Source organism: Rhodococcus oryzae (genome assembly GCF_005049235.1).
GTDB lineage: Bacteria > Actinomycetota > Actinomycetes > Mycobacteriales > Mycobacteriaceae > Rhodococcus_G > Rhodococcus_G oryzae.
In genome coordinates this window covers 90,772-106,395 of the sequence record NZ_SUMD01000009.1, presented here as the reverse complement: position 1 = coordinate 106,395, position 15,624 = coordinate 90,772, and the positions used below count along the sequence as shown (strand labels likewise).

The window sequence follows — 15,624 nt, the reverse complement described above, 5'->3', positions numbered from 1 at the left end:
GGTGCTGACCATCCTGTATCGCGGCCCGCTGGCGTCCTGCGACTACGACTGCCCGTATTGTCCCTTCGCCAAACGCCGGGACAGCCCCGAGCAGCTGCGCGCCGACCGGGCCGCCCTGGAACGCTTCTGCGGGTGGGTGGCGGACCAGGACCAGGAGCTGTCGATCCTGTTCACGCCGTGGGGTGAGGGCCTGGTTCGGTCCTGGTACCGGCGGGCCCTGGTGACGCTGTCTCGGCTCCCTCAGGTTCGTAGGGTGGCGATCCAGACCAACCTCAGCTGCCGCACCGGCTGGCTCGGCGACGCCGACCGCGGCGCGGTCGCGCTGTGGTGCACGTACCACCCCGGCCAGACGCCTCACGAGCGGTTCCTGACCAAGACATCCGAGCTGACAGCGCTCGGGGTGCGCTTCAGCGTGGGTGTCGTCGGACTGCCGGAGCACCTGGAGGCGGCACGTCGGCTGCGCGCCGAGCTGCCCGATTCGGTGTACCTGTGGGTCAACGCCGCCGAGGGGCACGAATACACCGACGCCGACGCGGCCGGCTGGATCGGGATCGACCCGCTCTTCGAGTTCAGCAGGCGTCCGCATCGCACGCGAGGTCGCGCCTGTCGTACCGGGGACTCGGTGGTGTCCGTCGACGGTGACGGCACCGTCCGGCGCTGCCATTTCGTCCCCGAGGTGCTGGGCAACCTGTACGACGACTCCTTCCGGGACGGGTTGCGGCCGCGGCCCTGCCCGCTGGACGTGTGCGACTGTCACATCGGCTATGTGCATGCCGAGCAGCTTCCGCTGTACGACGTCTTCGTGGGCGGTGTGCTGGAACGGATCCCGGCGGAGCCGGTGTGGCTACCGCTCCCCGCGCGGCGCGAGAACACCCTGGAACTCAACCGATCCGCGGCCCACGGCAGCTCATTTAATTGCGTTGCCGCGGGAGGGACAACTCCGTAGGTTCTGTCGCATGCATTGCCTCGACTTCATCCGCATCCGCCACAGCCGGGCTCTGGCCCGCTAGCGGACTCCCGGTCGCGCTGGCGCGCCCAGGGCCCTTCGAGACCTTCTTTCACTCGAAGACCCGGAAGGGCAGCAGCTGTGGCGTCACAGTCATTCGCACACGGAAACTACTCACACACGCAGAAGAAGGTACGGGTCAAGGGCGGTCGCACGCCCAGGGACCGAGCCAGGCGGGAGCTCTCGCAGAACTTCCTGACCGACCAGCACGCCGTCGACCTGGTGGTCAAGGCGGCCAGACCGGCCGGACTGGTCCTGGAACCCGGATCCGGCAAGGGCGCGCTCACCGTCGCCCTCGCCGGCACCGGAGCCGTGGTCGTCGGTTACGAGATCGACCCGCTGCTGGCCGTCACGCTCAAGGCCAGGACCGGACTCAAGGTGGTCACGGGCGACTTCACCGCCGCCCGGCCGCCGCGCGAGCCGTTCGCGGTGGTCGGCAACATCCCGTTCTCGATCACGTCGAAGATCGTCGACTGGTGCCTGCGGGCCCCGTCGCTGACCTCGGCGACACTGGTCACGCAATTGGAGTACGCGCGCAAGCGGTCCGGCGACTACGGCCGCTGGAGCCGGGTCACAGTGCAGAGCTGGCCGTGGTTCACCTGGGAGCTGCTTGGACGTATCGGTAGGGAGAGCTTCAGGCCGGTGCCCTCGGTCGACTCGGCGATCCTCCGGATCGAGCGACGGCCCGAGCCGCTGGTGCCAGAGGGACCCGCCTACCGGGACATGGTGGAGCTGGGCTTCTCGGGCATCGGCGGTTCGTTGCACGCGTCGTTGTCCACGCGGTACCGCGGGGTGGACGATGCCTTCGCCCGGGCGGGGATCGCCGACGACACCGTCGTGGCGTTCGTCCATCCAGACCAGTGGATCGCGTTGGCCGACCTGTTGCTCCGCTGAGCGGACACGCCCGGGCATCGAGCCCAACGATGCCCGGGTGTTCCGCTTTCGCTTGAGTAGGGGCGTGCGCGCGTCACCACCAGTGAAGGATCGCGGCTATCACTCGGCGCCGCGGGCAGCCAGGCGCTGCCGCCACTGCTCCATGGCCTGCCGGAGGGCCTCGCTCACGAGGAGAGTCAGTTCGGCGGAGGATTCGAAGCGGGCGCCCGCCGGGGTTGTGGGCCCGAGGATCTCGGCTGCGCGCTGGGATGCGGCCGCCAGGGCGACGCTCATCTGCACAGCGGTGAGAAGGTTCCGGAGCCCGATCTCATCGTCGATGACGTAGCGTTCGCGACGCCCACCGGGAACCAGTTCCCGCCTGAGCATTCCCTGCTGTTCGAGGAATGCGACGGCGTGTGAGACGGACGCGGGGCTGACGCGAAGCCGCTGGACCAGGTCGGCGGCGGTGAGAGCGCCGGAGTCGGTGATCTGCAGGCATGCCAGCACCCTGGCCTCCATCCGGGGCAGCCCCTGCTGAATCAGGAGTTCGGTGAAGGATTCGGCGACTTCCTGGACCGCTTGGGGGTCGCGCCCATGGCCGCCGTCGGGGATCGGCGGCGCCGGGGGCTGAGCTTGCTTGTGCCTGCGCGCGCGCTGGCGTGTGGCCTTGTGCGCGCGGTCCGCGCGGTAATCGTCGGGACCACCGTTGCGGGTGACCTCCCGCATGATGGTCGAGGCGGGCCGCTCCAGACGGCGGCCGATTTCTGCGTATCCGAGTCCCTTGGCCAGCCCCGCCGCGATGTGCTGACGGTCCTCATTGGTGAGTCTGCCTCCGGGCATCGGTGCCGGTCCCCTCCCGTGTCGACATGCGCTGAGCGCGGCGCCCGCACCCGCCCCAGTATGCATTCAGCTCTATCCCATTGCAAAGCTCAAACCGAACCACCCTTTGCGTTCACCGCCATATTCATTGCAAAGATCGCTCTACTCATCCGTTTTAACTGGTTAAATAGACGAACGTTGAGTGTTGACGGATCTATAAACGCAACGTACTGTCTCAATCGTTCAGAAGTTCCCGAACATCGATGGGGTGCCGGTGGCGCCACAAGGAGGATGAGAAGAATGACTGTTTCGAACTCGACCACTTCGAGCTGGACCGGCATGGTTCCCGTCGACGACACGGAGCTGGCCGTGACCGACACCGGTGGGCCCGGCCGTCCCATCGTCTACCTGAACGGCTCCTACGCCGATCAGAAGCCCTGGCGGCCGTTGATCGCCGAACTCGGCCCCGACTACCGGCACATCACCTTCGACGAGCGGGCCCGGGGCAAATCGAAGCGGTCGGCGGACTACTCCTTCGAGGCGTGCCTGCGGGATGTCGATGCGATCCTCGCGGCGCGTGGGGTGGAGCGGCCGATCCTCGTGGGCTGGTCCTATGGTGCGCTGCTCGCGGCGCACTGGGCCGAACGGAACCCGGACCGCGTCGCCGGGGTGGTGTCGGTGGACGGCGCCATGCCCTACGGCATCACCGGCGAGGAGGCTCGTGAACGGATCCGGAAGCTGTTCCGCCGGATGCGGTTTCTGATGCCGGTGGCGCGCCCGCTCGGTATGGCCGCACGGATGACCGCCGACCAGCATGCCGAGGTCAACATCGAGGCCAACGAGCTCCACGCCGCCCTCGGTCCGGTCCTCGACCGCGTGACCTGCCCGGTGCGCTACGTGCTGGCCACCGGCGCCAACCTCGGCGGAGGCGAGGAGGAGATGGAAGCGGTGCGGGCCTCACTCGATCCGGTGCTCGCCCGGAACCCGAACATCCAGGTCAGCGCGAAGGTCGCGAGCAACCACTCCCACATTCTCCGCAAGGACTTCCGGGCCGTCGCGGAGGCCGTACGTGAGACGGCGGCGACCCTGGCTCAGCAGAGCTAGTCGAACCAATCACCGACCAGCCCAACATATTCAACTATCTGACTCTTCAATTCAGTTTCACCACAACAGATTCGAAGGAGAACACCACCATGTCCATCACCCTCAACGACCAGGACAAGATCACCCTGCGGACCGCGGCCTACGGCGCCGTCTCGCTGCTGGCCGCCGCCGGCAGCTCGCCCCACAAGATCGCCACCAACGGCACCATCGCCCTTTCCTCCGCGACCGGCCTCGTCGGGCGCGTGCTCGCCGAGAAGTCCTCGATCAAGGACCTGAACGGCAAGTCCGTAGCCGAACTCGCCGACCACGTGCTCCCGGCGCTGACGGCGGCCATGAGCCTGCTCGAGAAGCAGGTTCCGGCAGAGGCAGAAAACTTCCGCAGCACCATCAACGTCACCATCGAAGCCGCCCAGATCCATCAGGGCGAGCCCAGCCCCACCATGACCGAGATGGCCCGCAAGATCACCGGCGCCCTCGACGCCGCCTGATCGGATGCAGACCAACCCAGCCGCGGCGTGTCACGGGGTCCTGTTCTGGACCCCGTGGCACGGCAGCGGGCCGGTCGACTCAGCTCAGCGCTCTGAGGCTCTGCAGCCTGCTCAGGATCGGCGCCCGCCACGCCTCGAGATCCTCCGGACCGTTCTCAGCCCACAACTCATGCAGCTCCGAGGTGTCGCTGTCGGCGATCGTCCGTTCGAGCGTGGCGAGAATCCATCCGCGCTGCTCCTGGCTCAGGGACCCGGTGTACGCGGCGGCGTCGATGCCCTCGAGCTGAGGGGGCGCAGGCCGAAGTCCGTGGGCCACCGCGACGATCTCGGCAAGCGCGATGGCCGCCTGCGCGTCGTCCACCTCCAGGTACCCCTCGTCGACATGCCCACTGAAGTCTTCGATCTCGAAGTCACCTGCCCGAAGCGCCGCGAGCAGATCCCCCGCTCCGTCGTTCTCGAACGGTCCCGAACCCCACGTCCCCACGCCTCGCTCCTCCTGTTTCGCGGGCCGCTCGGCCCGTCGCGCCGACCCTACGATCGACCACCGACAGCCCGCACGTCATGCTCCTCAGACGACGAGACGCGGCGGTCGTTGGGATTCTCAGAAGCTTCTTAGAGGACCACCTGAGATCGCTCCTGGACACCCGACCACCAGGGAATTCACCCTCCGCCGTGTAGCTTCCGCCGGTAGTTCGGGCGGCTGACCTCACCGGATCGGCACTTGTATGCCCTCCACAACCAGAGATCTTGCGTACCGTGAGCTCGCGGTACCGAGCAGGTCGAGGACCGGTGGGGGCAGTTGCCTCGACATGCGCGGGGCTTATCGGGCTCGATGCTCGGAGAGCCCGGTCCGTGCACCACCAGGGGGGGAGCGCAGCAGGTGTTCGCTACATGGGGACGGATCGCCTATCGCCTGCGGTTCACCGTGATCGGGTTGATGGTCGGGCTGATGCTCGCCCTCGGGGCATATGGCCTCGGGGTCGAGAAGCAGCTGAGCCAGAGCGGATTGGTCGACCCGGGATCAGAGTCCGTGGCCGCCGCGGAGTTGGCCGACGGCACCTTCGGTCGCGATACCCGCGCGGACGTGGTGCTCCTCTACACCGCACCCGAGGGCAAGACCGTCGACGACCCCGCGTTCGCCGCCAGGATCACCGAGAGCCTCGACGACCTGGCGGCAGACAACCCGGACGAGATCCTCAAGATCAACGCCAGCTACTGGCAGACCAAGATCGCTGCCGCCATGATGGCCGATCCAGCCAAGGAACACGCCATCGCCAGCGTTGCGATCAAGGGCGACAACGACACCGAGGTCGCCGCGAACTTCAAGAAGGTCCGCGACCAGTTCTACATCGACGGGGTCGACGTCCAGCTCACCGGACTGCAGCCGGTGACCGGCACGATCAGCGACACGATGGCCGACGACCTGCACCGGATGGAGATCCTCGCGATCCCTGCGGTCGGCGTGCTGCTGTTCTTCATCTTCGGCGGCGTCGTCGCCGCGGCGCTACCGCTGATCGTCGGCGGCCTGACCATCATCGCCGCCAATGGCATCGTCAAGGCACTGGCCCAGCTCACCGAGGTGAACGGATTCGTCCTGTCGGTGGTCTCGCTGATCGGCCTGGGCCTGGCGATCGACTACGGCCTGTTCATGGTGAGCCGCTTCCGCGAGGAGATCGCGGAGGGCTACGACACCGGCGACGCCGTGCGCAGGACCGTGATGACCGCCGGCCGGACGATCGTGTTCTCCGCGACGATGATCGTCGCCAGCCTCGGCGGCCTGCTGATCTTCCCGCAGGGCTTCCTCAAATCCATGGCATACGGCGCGATCGCGGCGGTCGTCCTGGCCGCACTGATCTCGATCACGCTGCTGCCGGCCATCCTGGGAACCCTGGGCCCTCGTGTCGATGCGCTCGGACTCAAGTCGATTCGCAAGACCAAGACCACCGAGGAGATCGAGAACGGCGTCTGGGGTCGGCTGACCCAGTGGGTGATGAAGCGCCCACTGAAGGTCGCGATCCCCATCGTGATCGGACTGCTGCTGCTCACCATCCCGATCTCGGGGATCAAGCTGGGCGGGATCAACGAGACCTACCTGCCTCCGGACAACCCGACCCGCCTCGCGCAGGAACAGTTCGACGAGCTGTTCCCCAGCTATCGCACCGAGCCGATCAAGCTGGTGTTCGACGGCGCCCAGGGCACGCAGCAGATCACCCAGATCGTCAAGGAGGCCAACGGGGCGCCCGGTCTTGTCGAGAAGTTCTCGGTGAACAACGCCACCAAGGACGGGGTGACGGTCTTCAAGGCAGGCCTGGTCGACCGCAACGACTCCGAGGCGACGATCGACTACCTCCGCGCGATGGACGTGCCCGACGACGTCACGATGCTGGTCGGCGGCACCCCCGCGATCGAGCAGGACTCGATCGCCGCGCTGCTGGACAACCTGCCGCTGATGATCACCATGGTGGTACTGCTGACCACCCTGCTGATGTTCCTGGCGTTCGGGTCGCTGGTACTGCCGATCAAGGCGGTGCTGATGACCGCGCTGGGCCTCGGCGCCACCCTCGGCATCCTGACCTGGATCTTCATCGACGGCAGCGGTGCCGGTTTCATGAACTTCTCCCCCGGCCCGATCATGTCGCCGGTCCTGGTGCTGATCATGGCGATCGTCTACGGCCTGTCCACCGACTACGAGGTGTTCCTGCTGTCCCGGATGGTGGAGGCGCGGGCACAGGGCGCGAGCACCACCGAGTCGGTTCGGATCGGCACCGCGCACACCGGCCGCATCATCACCGCGGCGGCACTGATCCTCATCGTCGTCACCGGCGTGTTCGCGTTCTCCGAGCTGGTGATGATGAAGTACATCGCCTACGGCATGATCGCGGCGCTGATCATCGACGCGACCCTGATCCGGATGTTCCTGGTGCCGGCGACGATGAAGCTGCTCGGCGAGGACTGTTGGTGGGCACCCGCCTGGATGAAGCGGATCCAGGAGAAGCTGGGCATGGGCGAGCCGATCCTCGCGGACGAGCGGATGCCATCCGACATCCCGGATCTCGCCGCATCGTATGGCCCGATGCCCGCACAGGAAGAAAGCCCAGAAACCGCGACCTCGCTGAAGCCCGTTGCCGGCGAGTCACGTCCGTCCGTCTCGCCCGCTTTTGGGGCCGCCCGGAATCGGCGTTCGGACGACGCACCGACGATCAGTGTTGCCGAACTGATTGCGCGGCAGAACCGCCTCCGGGCCCCCCGGAGCTAGCAAGGGCCGCCTGGCCGGCTGGGGCAGAGATTCAGCTACTGCCTTTGTAGGCTCGACGCCATGTCGAAGGCATTCCTGGCACCTGTGGGCGCCGAGTTGACGATGCCGGAGCGCAGCACGGTCACCTCACATCCGGCCGGCTGGCTCGTCTCGTCGCCCGAACGGCTGGAAGTATTCGACGCGACCTTCGGCCGGTCGCTGTTCGCAGCCGAATTCGAAGGATGCGGCGCTTCGACGGTATCCGCCGCACTCGACTACGCGGCGGTCAGCCTTCGAGACCGAACGCAGCTGCGCAGGCCGGACGGATCGGTCGTGTGGGAGCATGTCCACGACGGTTGGCCGGAGTGGGGAACCGGTTCCGCGTACTGGGATTCGGCCAGCGAGACATTCGCGTTCACCGAGCCTGGTCACGACAGTGACCGTTGGTGCCTTGTCCGCGACGGGAAGATGGTCGCATCCGTCGAGCTCACCGACCTGACGGCGGGAGGATCACACGTTTCCCGCACCCGCAGCGGGCATCTCGGGCTTTCGATCGGTGCGGGGCAGGATGGCTGTGCGGTCTATTGGATCGACCCGATTCGGCTCGGCGATCGGCTCGACCCGCTCGTGTACGACGAAGAGGTCGTCGTCGATGTCGGCCGAGTCGATTCGGTGGTGACGCTGACACACGAGTCGGACATCATGCGCGTGCGGCCGACTGTGGACTCGGATTCGTACAAGTCGATACGTTCTGAAGACATCGATTCCGACATCGACGAGGGCATGCCATTCCACTGGGCGGTTGGCGCCGAGGATCGATTCGTCGTGTGCGTCGGCGACGACGAAGACCAGGTATTCGCCTCCGGTGCAGCAGATCTCGATTCATGGACACGGCTCGATCCTCCGGCCGGCCTCGGTCCGGATGCCACCCTGGTCGGTGGTGCCAACGGATCGTGCGCGAGTTATGACTGGCCCTCAGGCGTGGTACGCCTGTGGCACGGCCCGATGGTGTGATCCGAGCGCAGATACCCGGGTCACGCGCGCTCAGCCGGCGGCAGCGCCGAACCACGTGGGCAGACGGCCGATCAGATCCTGCTGATCCTCACCGGCCCAGGCCACGTGGCCATCCGGCCGCAGCAGCACCGCGGGCACGTCGAGTTCCTCGCTGACGTCGACGACATGATCGACCCGATCCGCCCAGCCCGCCACCGACAGCCGGCCGGTCTGGTCGAGCAGCAGTCCGCGGCCTGCGTGCATCAGTCCGTAGAGGCGGCCTCGATTCGCCAGCCCCACGTCCCGCAGCCGCCGGCCCAGCAGTTCATGCCCCTCGCCGAAGTCGTAGCGGACCCCGATCGCGGTGACCTTCTCGGTCAGGAACCGGTTCACCCCCTCGAAGTCCATCAGTTCCGACAGCAGCAGGCGCACGGACCGGGGACCCGGCTCGGTCGACAGCAGTTCGGACTGCACGCGGGTGTTGTTCAGCACGTCATCGGCCACCGGGTGCCGTTCGGTGTGGTAGCTGTCGAGCAGCCCGTCAGGCGCCCAGCCGCCAACCTCGGCGGCCAGTTTCCAGCCCAGGTTGAACGCGTCCTGGACGCCTAGGTTGAGGCCCTGCCCGCCCAGCGGCGGGTGGACGTGCGCCGCGTCGCCTGCCAGCAGCACCCGGCCGACCCGGTAGCGCTCAGCCAGCCGGGTGGCGTCGCCGAAGCGGGACAGCCAACGCGGTGAGTGCACGCCGAAGTCGGTGCCGGCGAACACCCGCAGCTGTTGCTTGAACTCCTCGAGGGTCGGCGGGACCGACCGGTCCTCGGCCACCCCCTCGGCGGGCACGACGACGCGGTACACCCCGTCCCCGGAGGGCCCGGCGCCGAACCCCTTGTGGGTCTCGCGGACCTCGGCCACCACTGCCGCCACGGTCTCCGGCGCGGCCATCTCCATCTCGCCCAGCAGCGACTCGACCCGGGTGGGCTCGCCGGGGAAGCCGACGCCGAGCAGCTTGCGCACCGTGCTGCGGCCGCCGTCGCAGCCGACGAGGTAACGCGACCGCAGCTGCGTGCCGTCGGCCAGCAGGGCGGTCACCCCGTGGTCGTCCTGACTCAGCCCGACCAGTTCGCAGCTGCGCCGGATCTCGGCGCCGAGTTCGGTGGCGTGCTCGGTCAGCAGGCGCTCGGTGACGGGCTGCGGGATGCCAAGGGTGTACGGATGTGCGGTGTCCAACCGGTCGGGCCGCGGCTTGGTGATGCCGGCAAAGAAGCCGCCGACCGGGTACTGCTTGCCGAGCGCGAGGAACCGCTCCAGCAGACCGCGCTGGTCCATCATCTCCACGCTGCGCACGTGCAGGCCGAGCGACCGGACATGCCTGGTCGGCTCGGTCAGCTTGTCCAGGACGAGCGCCTGCACGTCGTGCAGGCGCAGCTCGGCGGCCAGCATCAATCCGGTCGGTCCGCCGCCGACGATGATCACGTCGATCATGGAATCCCCCTTCTGCAAGAGCCCGCATACTTCGCGAATCCCTGATTTCCGCAGGTCCTGGCCTCCGGCTTGGAGATTCTGCAACACGATGGGGGCCTTGCCGCAAGACCCCCATCGCGCTATATGTTGAGAGTGGCAGGGAGTGGGTGACCTCCTTGCCTTTGCTTTGGTCGTCCGCCGTCGACGGCCAACCTCCTCGCGAAGCCACGCGAACGCTGACCGAAGCCCGCCGGACCGGAACGCTGTCCCGGCGTGGCTCGGGACCGAACAGGGATCTCGGTGGAATGATCTCGCCTACGCTGCGGCCGGCCGCTGCACGGGATTCCGTTGCGGTGCGTCTGCCCGGATACGCGGGGTAGCTGGATCTTCTCGGGGGAGGACGGCTGGTCGGGGTGAACACCGTTGTCACTGCAGAGCAAGAACACCGATCCGACGGTGACCGCCTCACCGATCCCACTGCAACGCGATCCGAGACGAGTTTCCGCCCGGACATCGAGGGTCTGCGGGCCGTCGCCGTGGTCATGGTCGTCCTCTTCCACGCCGGCGTTCCCGGCGTGGGCGGCGGGTTCGTCGGCGTGGACATCTTCTTCGTCGTTTCCGGTTTCCTGATCACGGGGATGCTGTGGCGCGATGTGTCGACCACCGGCACGGTCGGCCTCGCCCGGTTCTACGGCGCGCGGGCTCGCCGGCTGCTGCCTGTCGGGGGGCTGGTTCTGGTCGTCACCGCGATCTGCTCGGCGGTGCTGCTGCCTCCGCTGCAGGCACGGGACGTCCTCGGCGACGAGATAGCGAGCGCGCTCTACGTCGGCAACTACCGGTTCGCGCTGCACGGCACCGACTACCTGGCCGCCGACGCGCCGCCGTCGCCGTTCCAGCACTTCTGGTCGCTCGGGGTGGAGGAGCAGTTCTACCTGCTGTGGCCCGCCCTCATCATCGGGGCCGCCTGGATGGTTCGGCGCGTCACGCGTCGCGACGACGCGAACGCCCCGACATCTGCGACGCCATACCTGCTCGTACTCACACTGGTTGCGGCGGCATCGTTCGCGGTCTCGTCGGCCTGGACCGACACGCTGCCGTCGTGGGCATTCTTCTCGCTGCCGTCGCGGGCCTGGGAACTGGCAGCGGGCGGACTGGTGGCGCTCTCACTCCGCGGGTGGAGTCGGCTGCCCGCGGCCGCGGCCGCCGTCGCGGGGTGGGCGGGGCTGGTCCTGCTCGTCCTCGCGTGCACACGACTGGACGAGACGACTCCGTATCCCGGTACCGCCGCGCTGCTTCCGGTGCTGGGCACCGTCCTGGTGATCGGCGCCGGCTGCGCCGCACCGCGACTGGGGGTCGGTCGCGGACTCTCACTTTCGCCGATCCGGGCCGTCGGCCGGGTGTCGTACTCCTGGTATCTCTGGCACTGGCCGGCACTCCTGCTGATGCCTGCCCTCCTCGGTCATCCCCTCGGCCTGCTCGGACGGCTCGGCGCGGTCGCGTTATCCGCCGGATTGGCCATGCTGACCTTGCACCTCGTCGAGAATCCGGTCCGGTTCGCCGCGCCGCTACGGGATTCGGCATCGCGGAGTCTCGCCCTCGGTGGCGCCATCACGGCCGTCGCCGTGTGCGCGGGGCTGATGCTCCTGGCCGCACGTCCCGTCCCGGTCGGCCACGGCGCGGCGGCTGCGGATCTGACGGTCACCACCACGCCCGCGCCCGCGGCGGCGGCGGCCCCGGCCGTCGACCCACACGAGGCCGCGGTGCAGCAGCTGACCGCGCAGGTGCACGCCGCGGTCACGGAGTCGGCCGCGACGCTCGCCGTGCCGTCGAATCTGTCCCCGACGCTGGCCGACGCACCGGCCGACAAGCCCGAGGTATTCGTCAACGGCTGCGTGCGGTCCTGGCTCGAGGTCGGTGCGATCGAGTGCGCCGCGGGCGACCCGCTCTCGACGACGACTGTGGCTCTGGTCGGCGACTCGCACGCCGCGATGTGGGATCCCGCATTCGAATCCGCTGCCGAGCAACGGCATTGGCAACTCAAAACTCTGGGCAAGGTCACCTGTCCGCTGCTGGACCTGCCGCTCACCAGCCCCTACCTCGGTCGGGAGTACAGCGAGTGTGAGCAGTGGCGAGGCGAGGTCGTCGCGCGGCTACAGGCCGAGCGGCCGCGGTTGATCGTGCTGAGCATGTCTCGGCGCTACGGCGGCGATTTCGGGTTCGACGTCTACGGCCCCGCCTGGCTCGACAGCCTGACCCGTATGGTGGCACAGCTACGGGCCACAGGGGCGGCCGTCCTCGTCCTCGGTCCGGTCCCCGATCCGCATTCGACCGTGCCGACATGCTTGTCCGCCCACCTCGACGACGTGACCGCATGCTCGCCGCTCCGCCCGGTCGCGGTGAATGCCGCGGGCGTCGCGGCGGAGGCCGCGGCGACTGCGGCGGGCGGCGGACAGTACGCCGATCTCACGGAATTGTTCTGCACCGCAGACCGCTGCCCCGTCATCGTCGGAAAAGACCTGGTGTTCCGCGATGACAACCACCTGACGCTTGAGCACGCACTGGCGCTCACGCCGGTCGTCACCGCACTCGCGGACCGCGCACTCGCCCCGCGCTGAGCTCGGGGCTGCAGGCCATTCACTTCCAGGCATCATCGAATAGTGCAGGCGTAGAACCGGAACCAGGTCCCACCTGTCGATCACATTCAGTGCTAACTTCGTAGTGCACAATGGCCGCGCTCGCGCTCGGCGGGCGCACCGGCGGCAGGGAGGTGCAACGCTGTGCCCCGCGAGGACGATCAGACGCAGACCCGGGTCGGCGAGTCGCATACGAGCCACCGCGACCCCCACGTTCCGCCCGCCGAGGAGCAGATCCATTGGCCGGAACCAAGCCCCCTCAACGACTGGTGGCAGACCGTGATGAACGGCGGTCGCAATTCTTCGATCTGACCACGCCGGTGAAGCGGTGGTCACCGACGATCGGCCACTGCGGAAACGGGGCGGGCAAACGGAGCGTGTGGGAGGGTGTGCGGACGAAACCCGGAGGGAGAACCATGCGCCGCACGATCATCCGAAAGACGGGCATCGCCGCAGTCGTGTTGATGGCGGCCACCGGGCTGAGCGGCTGCCTGGCCCCGGGCACACCCCCCGGCTGGTCGAGCTACACCATCGAGCGGGGCGCGCACAGTGCGGCGGTGGGTCGCCCGTCCGGCGCGACCGGACCCCTGGAGGGCTGGGTCAGCCCCGGTGGCGCGTCACGGACCTACGACTTCGTGCTGACCCCGACGGCCGAGTACGTGCTCACCTCGCCCACCCAGCCCGAGGACCAGTTCGACTGGAACAAGCTGCCCGGCTTCTCCGACTGCGGCGACTTCGACCTTGCTCGCAATGGCGCAATGTTCGGCTGGCGGTGGCGTACCGACACGTCGCCCCGCGTACTAGAGATCGTGCCGTACGCCAATGCCAACAGCGTGCATCAATACCCGGAAAGCGCGCTCGTCACCCTCTCCCACGACGATCTCGCGGCCACTGCGCCCCTGAGGTATTCGATCCAGATCGACGGGTCCGTCTACCGTTTCGCGATCGATGGCACCATCCTCGGTCGGGACATCCACGAGACGGCCACGCTCCCCCGGTCCTGCCCTTCGAACCCGACTAGCACCGGTAAGTGGTACGCCGGCTTCTACTTCGGCGGCACCTCGACCGCCCCGTCGCAGATGTACGCCTACGTGCGCGAACCCGCAGGCGGCGCGGTGCCCGGTCAGCCCGGCGGGGGCGGCTCTGTTGGTATCCCATCTCCCGCAAGCTGATTCACGGTCGCGCCAGGACGCCCACCGGGAACGCACGCCCGGAACGCGCCTCATGTTTCGCGAGCGAGGGCAGTTCGGGCGCAATCACGTTTCGCCAGAGTCTGTCTCGCTCGTCACCCGTCGCAATCCGTGCCGATACGTCCCATTCCTGATCGGCGACCCGAATCCGGACAGAGTCGGCCGCCGCAAGGTTCCTCATCCAGTCAGGGTCAGTTTTCGATCCGAATGCGGAACCCACCACAACGTACAAATCGCCGTGCTCGAGATAGATGACCGGGACGGTTCGCGGAATTCCGGTCTTGCGACCGGGCACCGTCAACAGGAGAACGGGCAGTCCTACCGACTTCCCACCGAGACGACCGTCTGATGTCCGGTACAGGGCGGCGGTCACTCGGTTGACGAAAGCCAATGCGGCCTTCACCGTCGCATGCATCGGTCAGCCGGCCTCCGTGCCGTCCGGCATCGTGACGCCGGTGAGGTCGGCGCCGTCCAGGACGGCAGCGGCGATGTTCGCACCCGTCAGGTTCGCCTTGCCCAGATAGGTGCCGATCAGGATGGCGCCGGTCAGGTTGGCATCGCCGAGGAATGCGCTGGTCATGTACGCACCGGAGAGGTCCGCTCCGGTCAGATCCGCGTGCCCGAGAAAAGTCGACGTCAGGAAGGCCATTGTCAGGTCGGCATCCCGCAGGCCAGCCCGCGTGAGAAATGCGCCCGTGAAGTTGGCGTCATGAGCGACCGCACCGGCGAGATCGGCCCTCGTCAGGACGGCCCCGGCGAACTCGGCGGAGGTCAGATTCGCGCCTGCGAGACTGGCATCGGTGAGATCGGCTCCCGACAGGTCGGCGCCGGTCAGGTCTGCACCCGCCAGGTTTGCACCGGCGAGGTCCGCACCTGCCAGGTCGGCGTCTACGAGGCTGACGCTCCCCGAGTCACGAACCTCCCGTTGGGAATTCCAGGCCGCAACATCCGAACGGAGTAGTTCGAGAGGATTCGCCTGCGATGTCGATGTCATTGAGCCCCCATATAGGACGAACCAGGTTGACGCCGTCAACCTAACAGCGGCTTGTTGACGGCGTCAACAACCTTCTACCCTCAGGAGATGCAGGACAGAACCCGGGACACGCGCCGCACCCTGATCGCCGCGGCCAGCGACCTCTTGGCCCGGGGCGGACCGGCTCACGTCACGCTGCGGGCAGTCGGTGCGGCGGCCGATGTGTCGCGGACGGCGCCGTACCGCCACTTCCAGGACAAGGACGACCTGCTCAGCACGGTGGCCGCCGAGAACCTGGCCGCTCTGAAGGCGGAGATGCAGGGCGCGGTCGCGGACACCGCGACAGACTCCACCCCGCTGTTTCGCGCCTGCCTCGCCTACGTCCGCGTCGCCTGGGAATACCCGAACCACTACCGACTCGAGTTCGGGGGCGACTACGCGATCAACCCGAGCCAGGTGCTGGTAGACGCCGCCCAGGACTTCACCGACTACTTCAACGAACTCGTGATCGAGGCTCAGCAGAGCAACACCCTCATCGGCGGCGACGCCCGGGAGGTCGGCCCCCTGCTCTGGGTCCTGCTGCACGGACTGGCCATGTCCAACCACCTCGTCGCCGGCCACACGTGCGAGCCCGGGACGGGCTATCAAACCGAAGACATGCACCGCGTCCTCGCCCTGGCCCTACGAAACCTGGCCCCGCGCTGAGCTTTAGACAATTCACCCAATGGCCCCACCACGGGCCTGAGGCACGTAACGTCACCCACCACCTGGTCGATACCCAACCAGGCAGCGTCGTCTCCCGATTCGAGGCGGCGCCAAGGCCCGATCAATCTCCGATCGGCAACAAACATG

13 protein-coding genes and 1 pseudogene are annotated in these 15,624 nt (G+C 67.6%); 9 read left to right on the top strand and 5 right to left on the bottom strand.

Annotated features, from left to right (window positions below; translation table 11 throughout):
* The first annotated feature begins 1 nt into the window (after position 1).
* Positions 2-946, top strand: a complete 945-nt coding sequence (locus FCG67_RS18430; RefSeq protein WP_211243263.1) for an STM4011 family radical SAM protein — start codon at positions 2-4, stop codon at positions 944-946.
* 141 nt (positions 947-1,087) lie between these two features.
* The gene (gene erm, locus FCG67_RS18425; RefSeq protein ID WP_136911146.1) at positions 1,088-1,900 is read left to right on the top strand and encodes an ErmE/ErmH/ErmO/ErmR family 23S rRNA (adenine(2058)-N(6))-methyltransferase; all 813 of its coding nucleotides are present in this window, start codon (positions 1,088-1,090) and stop codon (positions 1,898-1,900) included.
* A 99-nt stretch (positions 1,901-1,999) separates the two neighbouring features.
* Here erm and FCG67_RS18420 read toward each other — a convergent pair whose 3' ends face one another.
* On the bottom strand, positions 2,000-2,719 hold the full coding sequence (locus tag FCG67_RS18420) for a GbsR/MarR family transcriptional regulator (protein WP_136911145.1): 720 nt from the start codon (positions 2,717-2,719) through the stop codon (positions 2,000-2,002).
* A 279-nt stretch (positions 2,720-2,998) separates the two neighbouring features.
* On the opposite strand from FCG67_RS18420, the gene FCG67_RS18415 reads away from it, so the two are divergent.
* Positions 2,999-3,802, top strand: a complete 804-nt coding sequence (locus FCG67_RS18415; RefSeq protein ID WP_136911144.1) for an alpha/beta fold hydrolase — start codon at positions 2,999-3,001, stop codon at positions 3,800-3,802.
* Positions 3,803-3,891: 89 nt separating this feature from the next.
* Positions 3,892-4,290 (top strand): hypothetical protein, encoded by a 399-nt coding sequence (locus FCG67_RS18410; RefSeq protein WP_136911143.1) that lies wholly within the window; start codon positions 3,892-3,894, stop codon positions 4,288-4,290.
* 79 nt (positions 4,291-4,369) lie between these two features.
* Here the strand turns inward: FCG67_RS18410 and FCG67_RS18405 are convergent, their stop codons facing one another.
* Complete coding sequence (locus FCG67_RS18405) at positions 4,370-4,774, bottom strand: DUF4259 domain-containing protein (protein ID WP_136911142.1); 405 nt, start codon at positions 4,772-4,774, stop codon at positions 4,370-4,372.
* 396 nt (positions 4,775-5,170) lie between these two features.
* On the opposite strand from FCG67_RS18405, the pseudogene FCG67_RS18400 reads away from it, so the two are divergent.
* A pseudogene (locus FCG67_RS18400) lies at positions 5,171-7,345 on the top strand (MMPL family transporter); the annotation flags it as partial.
* A gap of 261 nt (positions 7,346-7,606) precedes the next feature.
* Entirely contained in the window at positions 7,607-8,539 is a 933-nt protein-coding gene (locus FCG67_RS18395; protein ID WP_136911141.1) for a hypothetical protein, read from the top strand.
* A gap of 30 nt (positions 8,540-8,569) precedes the next feature.
* Here FCG67_RS18395 and rox read toward each other — a convergent pair whose 3' ends face one another.
* Positions 8,570-9,997 (bottom strand): rifampin monooxygenase, encoded by a 1,428-nt coding sequence (gene rox / locus FCG67_RS18390; RefSeq protein ID WP_136911140.1) that lies wholly within the window; start codon positions 9,995-9,997, stop codon positions 8,570-8,572.
* 392 nt (positions 9,998-10,389) lie between these two features.
* Between rox and FCG67_RS18385 the strand changes: the two genes are divergently transcribed.
* The gene (locus FCG67_RS18385) at positions 10,390-12,591 is read left to right on the top strand and encodes an acyltransferase family protein (RefSeq protein WP_136911139.1); all 2,202 of its coding nucleotides are present in this window, start codon (positions 10,390-10,392) and stop codon (positions 12,589-12,591) included.
* A 434-nt stretch (positions 12,592-13,025) separates the two neighbouring features.
* Positions 13,026-13,781 carry a hypothetical protein gene (locus tag FCG67_RS18380; protein WP_211243262.1) on the top strand — a complete coding sequence of 252 codons (756 nt, stop codon included), beginning with the start codon at positions 13,026-13,028 and terminating at the stop codon, positions 13,779-13,781.
* A 1-nt stretch (position 13,782) separates the two neighbouring features.
* Here FCG67_RS18380 and FCG67_RS18375 read toward each other — a convergent pair whose 3' ends face one another.
* Both FCG67_RS18375 and FCG67_RS18370 read right to left on the bottom strand, forming a co-directional pair.
* Positions 13,783-14,214 (bottom strand): nitroreductase/quinone reductase family protein, encoded by a 432-nt coding sequence (locus FCG67_RS18375; protein WP_136911138.1) that lies wholly within the window; start codon positions 14,212-14,214, stop codon positions 13,783-13,785.
* A 3-nt stretch (positions 14,215-14,217) separates the two neighbouring features.
* Positions 14,218-14,793: a pentapeptide repeat-containing protein gene (locus FCG67_RS18370; protein WP_136911137.1), complete on the bottom strand. Its 576-nt coding sequence runs from the start codon at positions 14,791-14,793 to the stop codon at positions 14,218-14,220.
* Positions 14,794-14,880: 87 nt separating this feature from the next.
* Here FCG67_RS18370 and FCG67_RS18365 point away from each other — a divergent pair, with 87 nt between their 5' ends.
* Positions 14,881-15,477: a TetR/AcrR family transcriptional regulator gene (locus FCG67_RS18365; protein ID WP_136911136.1), complete on the top strand. Its 597-nt coding sequence runs from the start codon at positions 14,881-14,883 to the stop codon at positions 15,475-15,477.
* Positions 15,478-15,624: the final 147 nt, after the last annotated feature.

Excerpts from the sequence above, each read along its gene's own strand:
- FCG67_RS18420 (WP_136911145.1), bottom strand. The coding sequence starts at position 2,719 with ATGCCCGGAGGCAGACTCACCAATGAGGACCGTCAGCACATCGCGGCG.
- FCG67_RS18415 (WP_136911144.1), top strand. The coding sequence starts at position 2,999 with ATGACTGTTTCGAACTCGACCACTTCGAGCTGGACCGGCATGGTTCCC.
- FCG67_RS18410 (WP_136911143.1), top strand. The coding sequence starts at position 3,892 with ATGTCCATCACCCTCAACGACCAGGACAAGATCACCCTGCGGACCGCG.
- FCG67_RS18395 (WP_136911141.1), top strand. The coding sequence starts at position 7,607 with ATGTCGAAGGCATTCCTGGCACCTGTGGGCGCCGAGTTGACGATGCCG.
- rox (WP_136911140.1), bottom strand. The coding sequence starts at position 9,997 with ATGATCGACGTGATCATCGTCGGCGGCGGACCGACCGGATTGATGCTG.
- FCG67_RS18380 (WP_211243262.1), top strand. The coding sequence starts at position 13,026 with ATGCGCCGCACGATCATCCGAAAGACGGGCATCGCCGCAGTCGTGTTG.
- FCG67_RS18375 (WP_136911138.1), bottom strand. The coding sequence starts at position 14,214 with ATGCATGCGACGGTGAAGGCCGCATTGGCTTTCGTCAACCGAGTGACC.
- FCG67_RS18370 (WP_136911137.1), bottom strand. The coding sequence starts at position 14,793 with ATGACATCGACATCGCAGGCGAATCCTCTCGAACTACTCCGTTCGGAT.
- FCG67_RS18365 (WP_136911136.1), top strand. The coding sequence starts at position 14,881 with ATGCAGGACAGAACCCGGGACACGCGCCGCACCCTGATCGCCGCGGCC.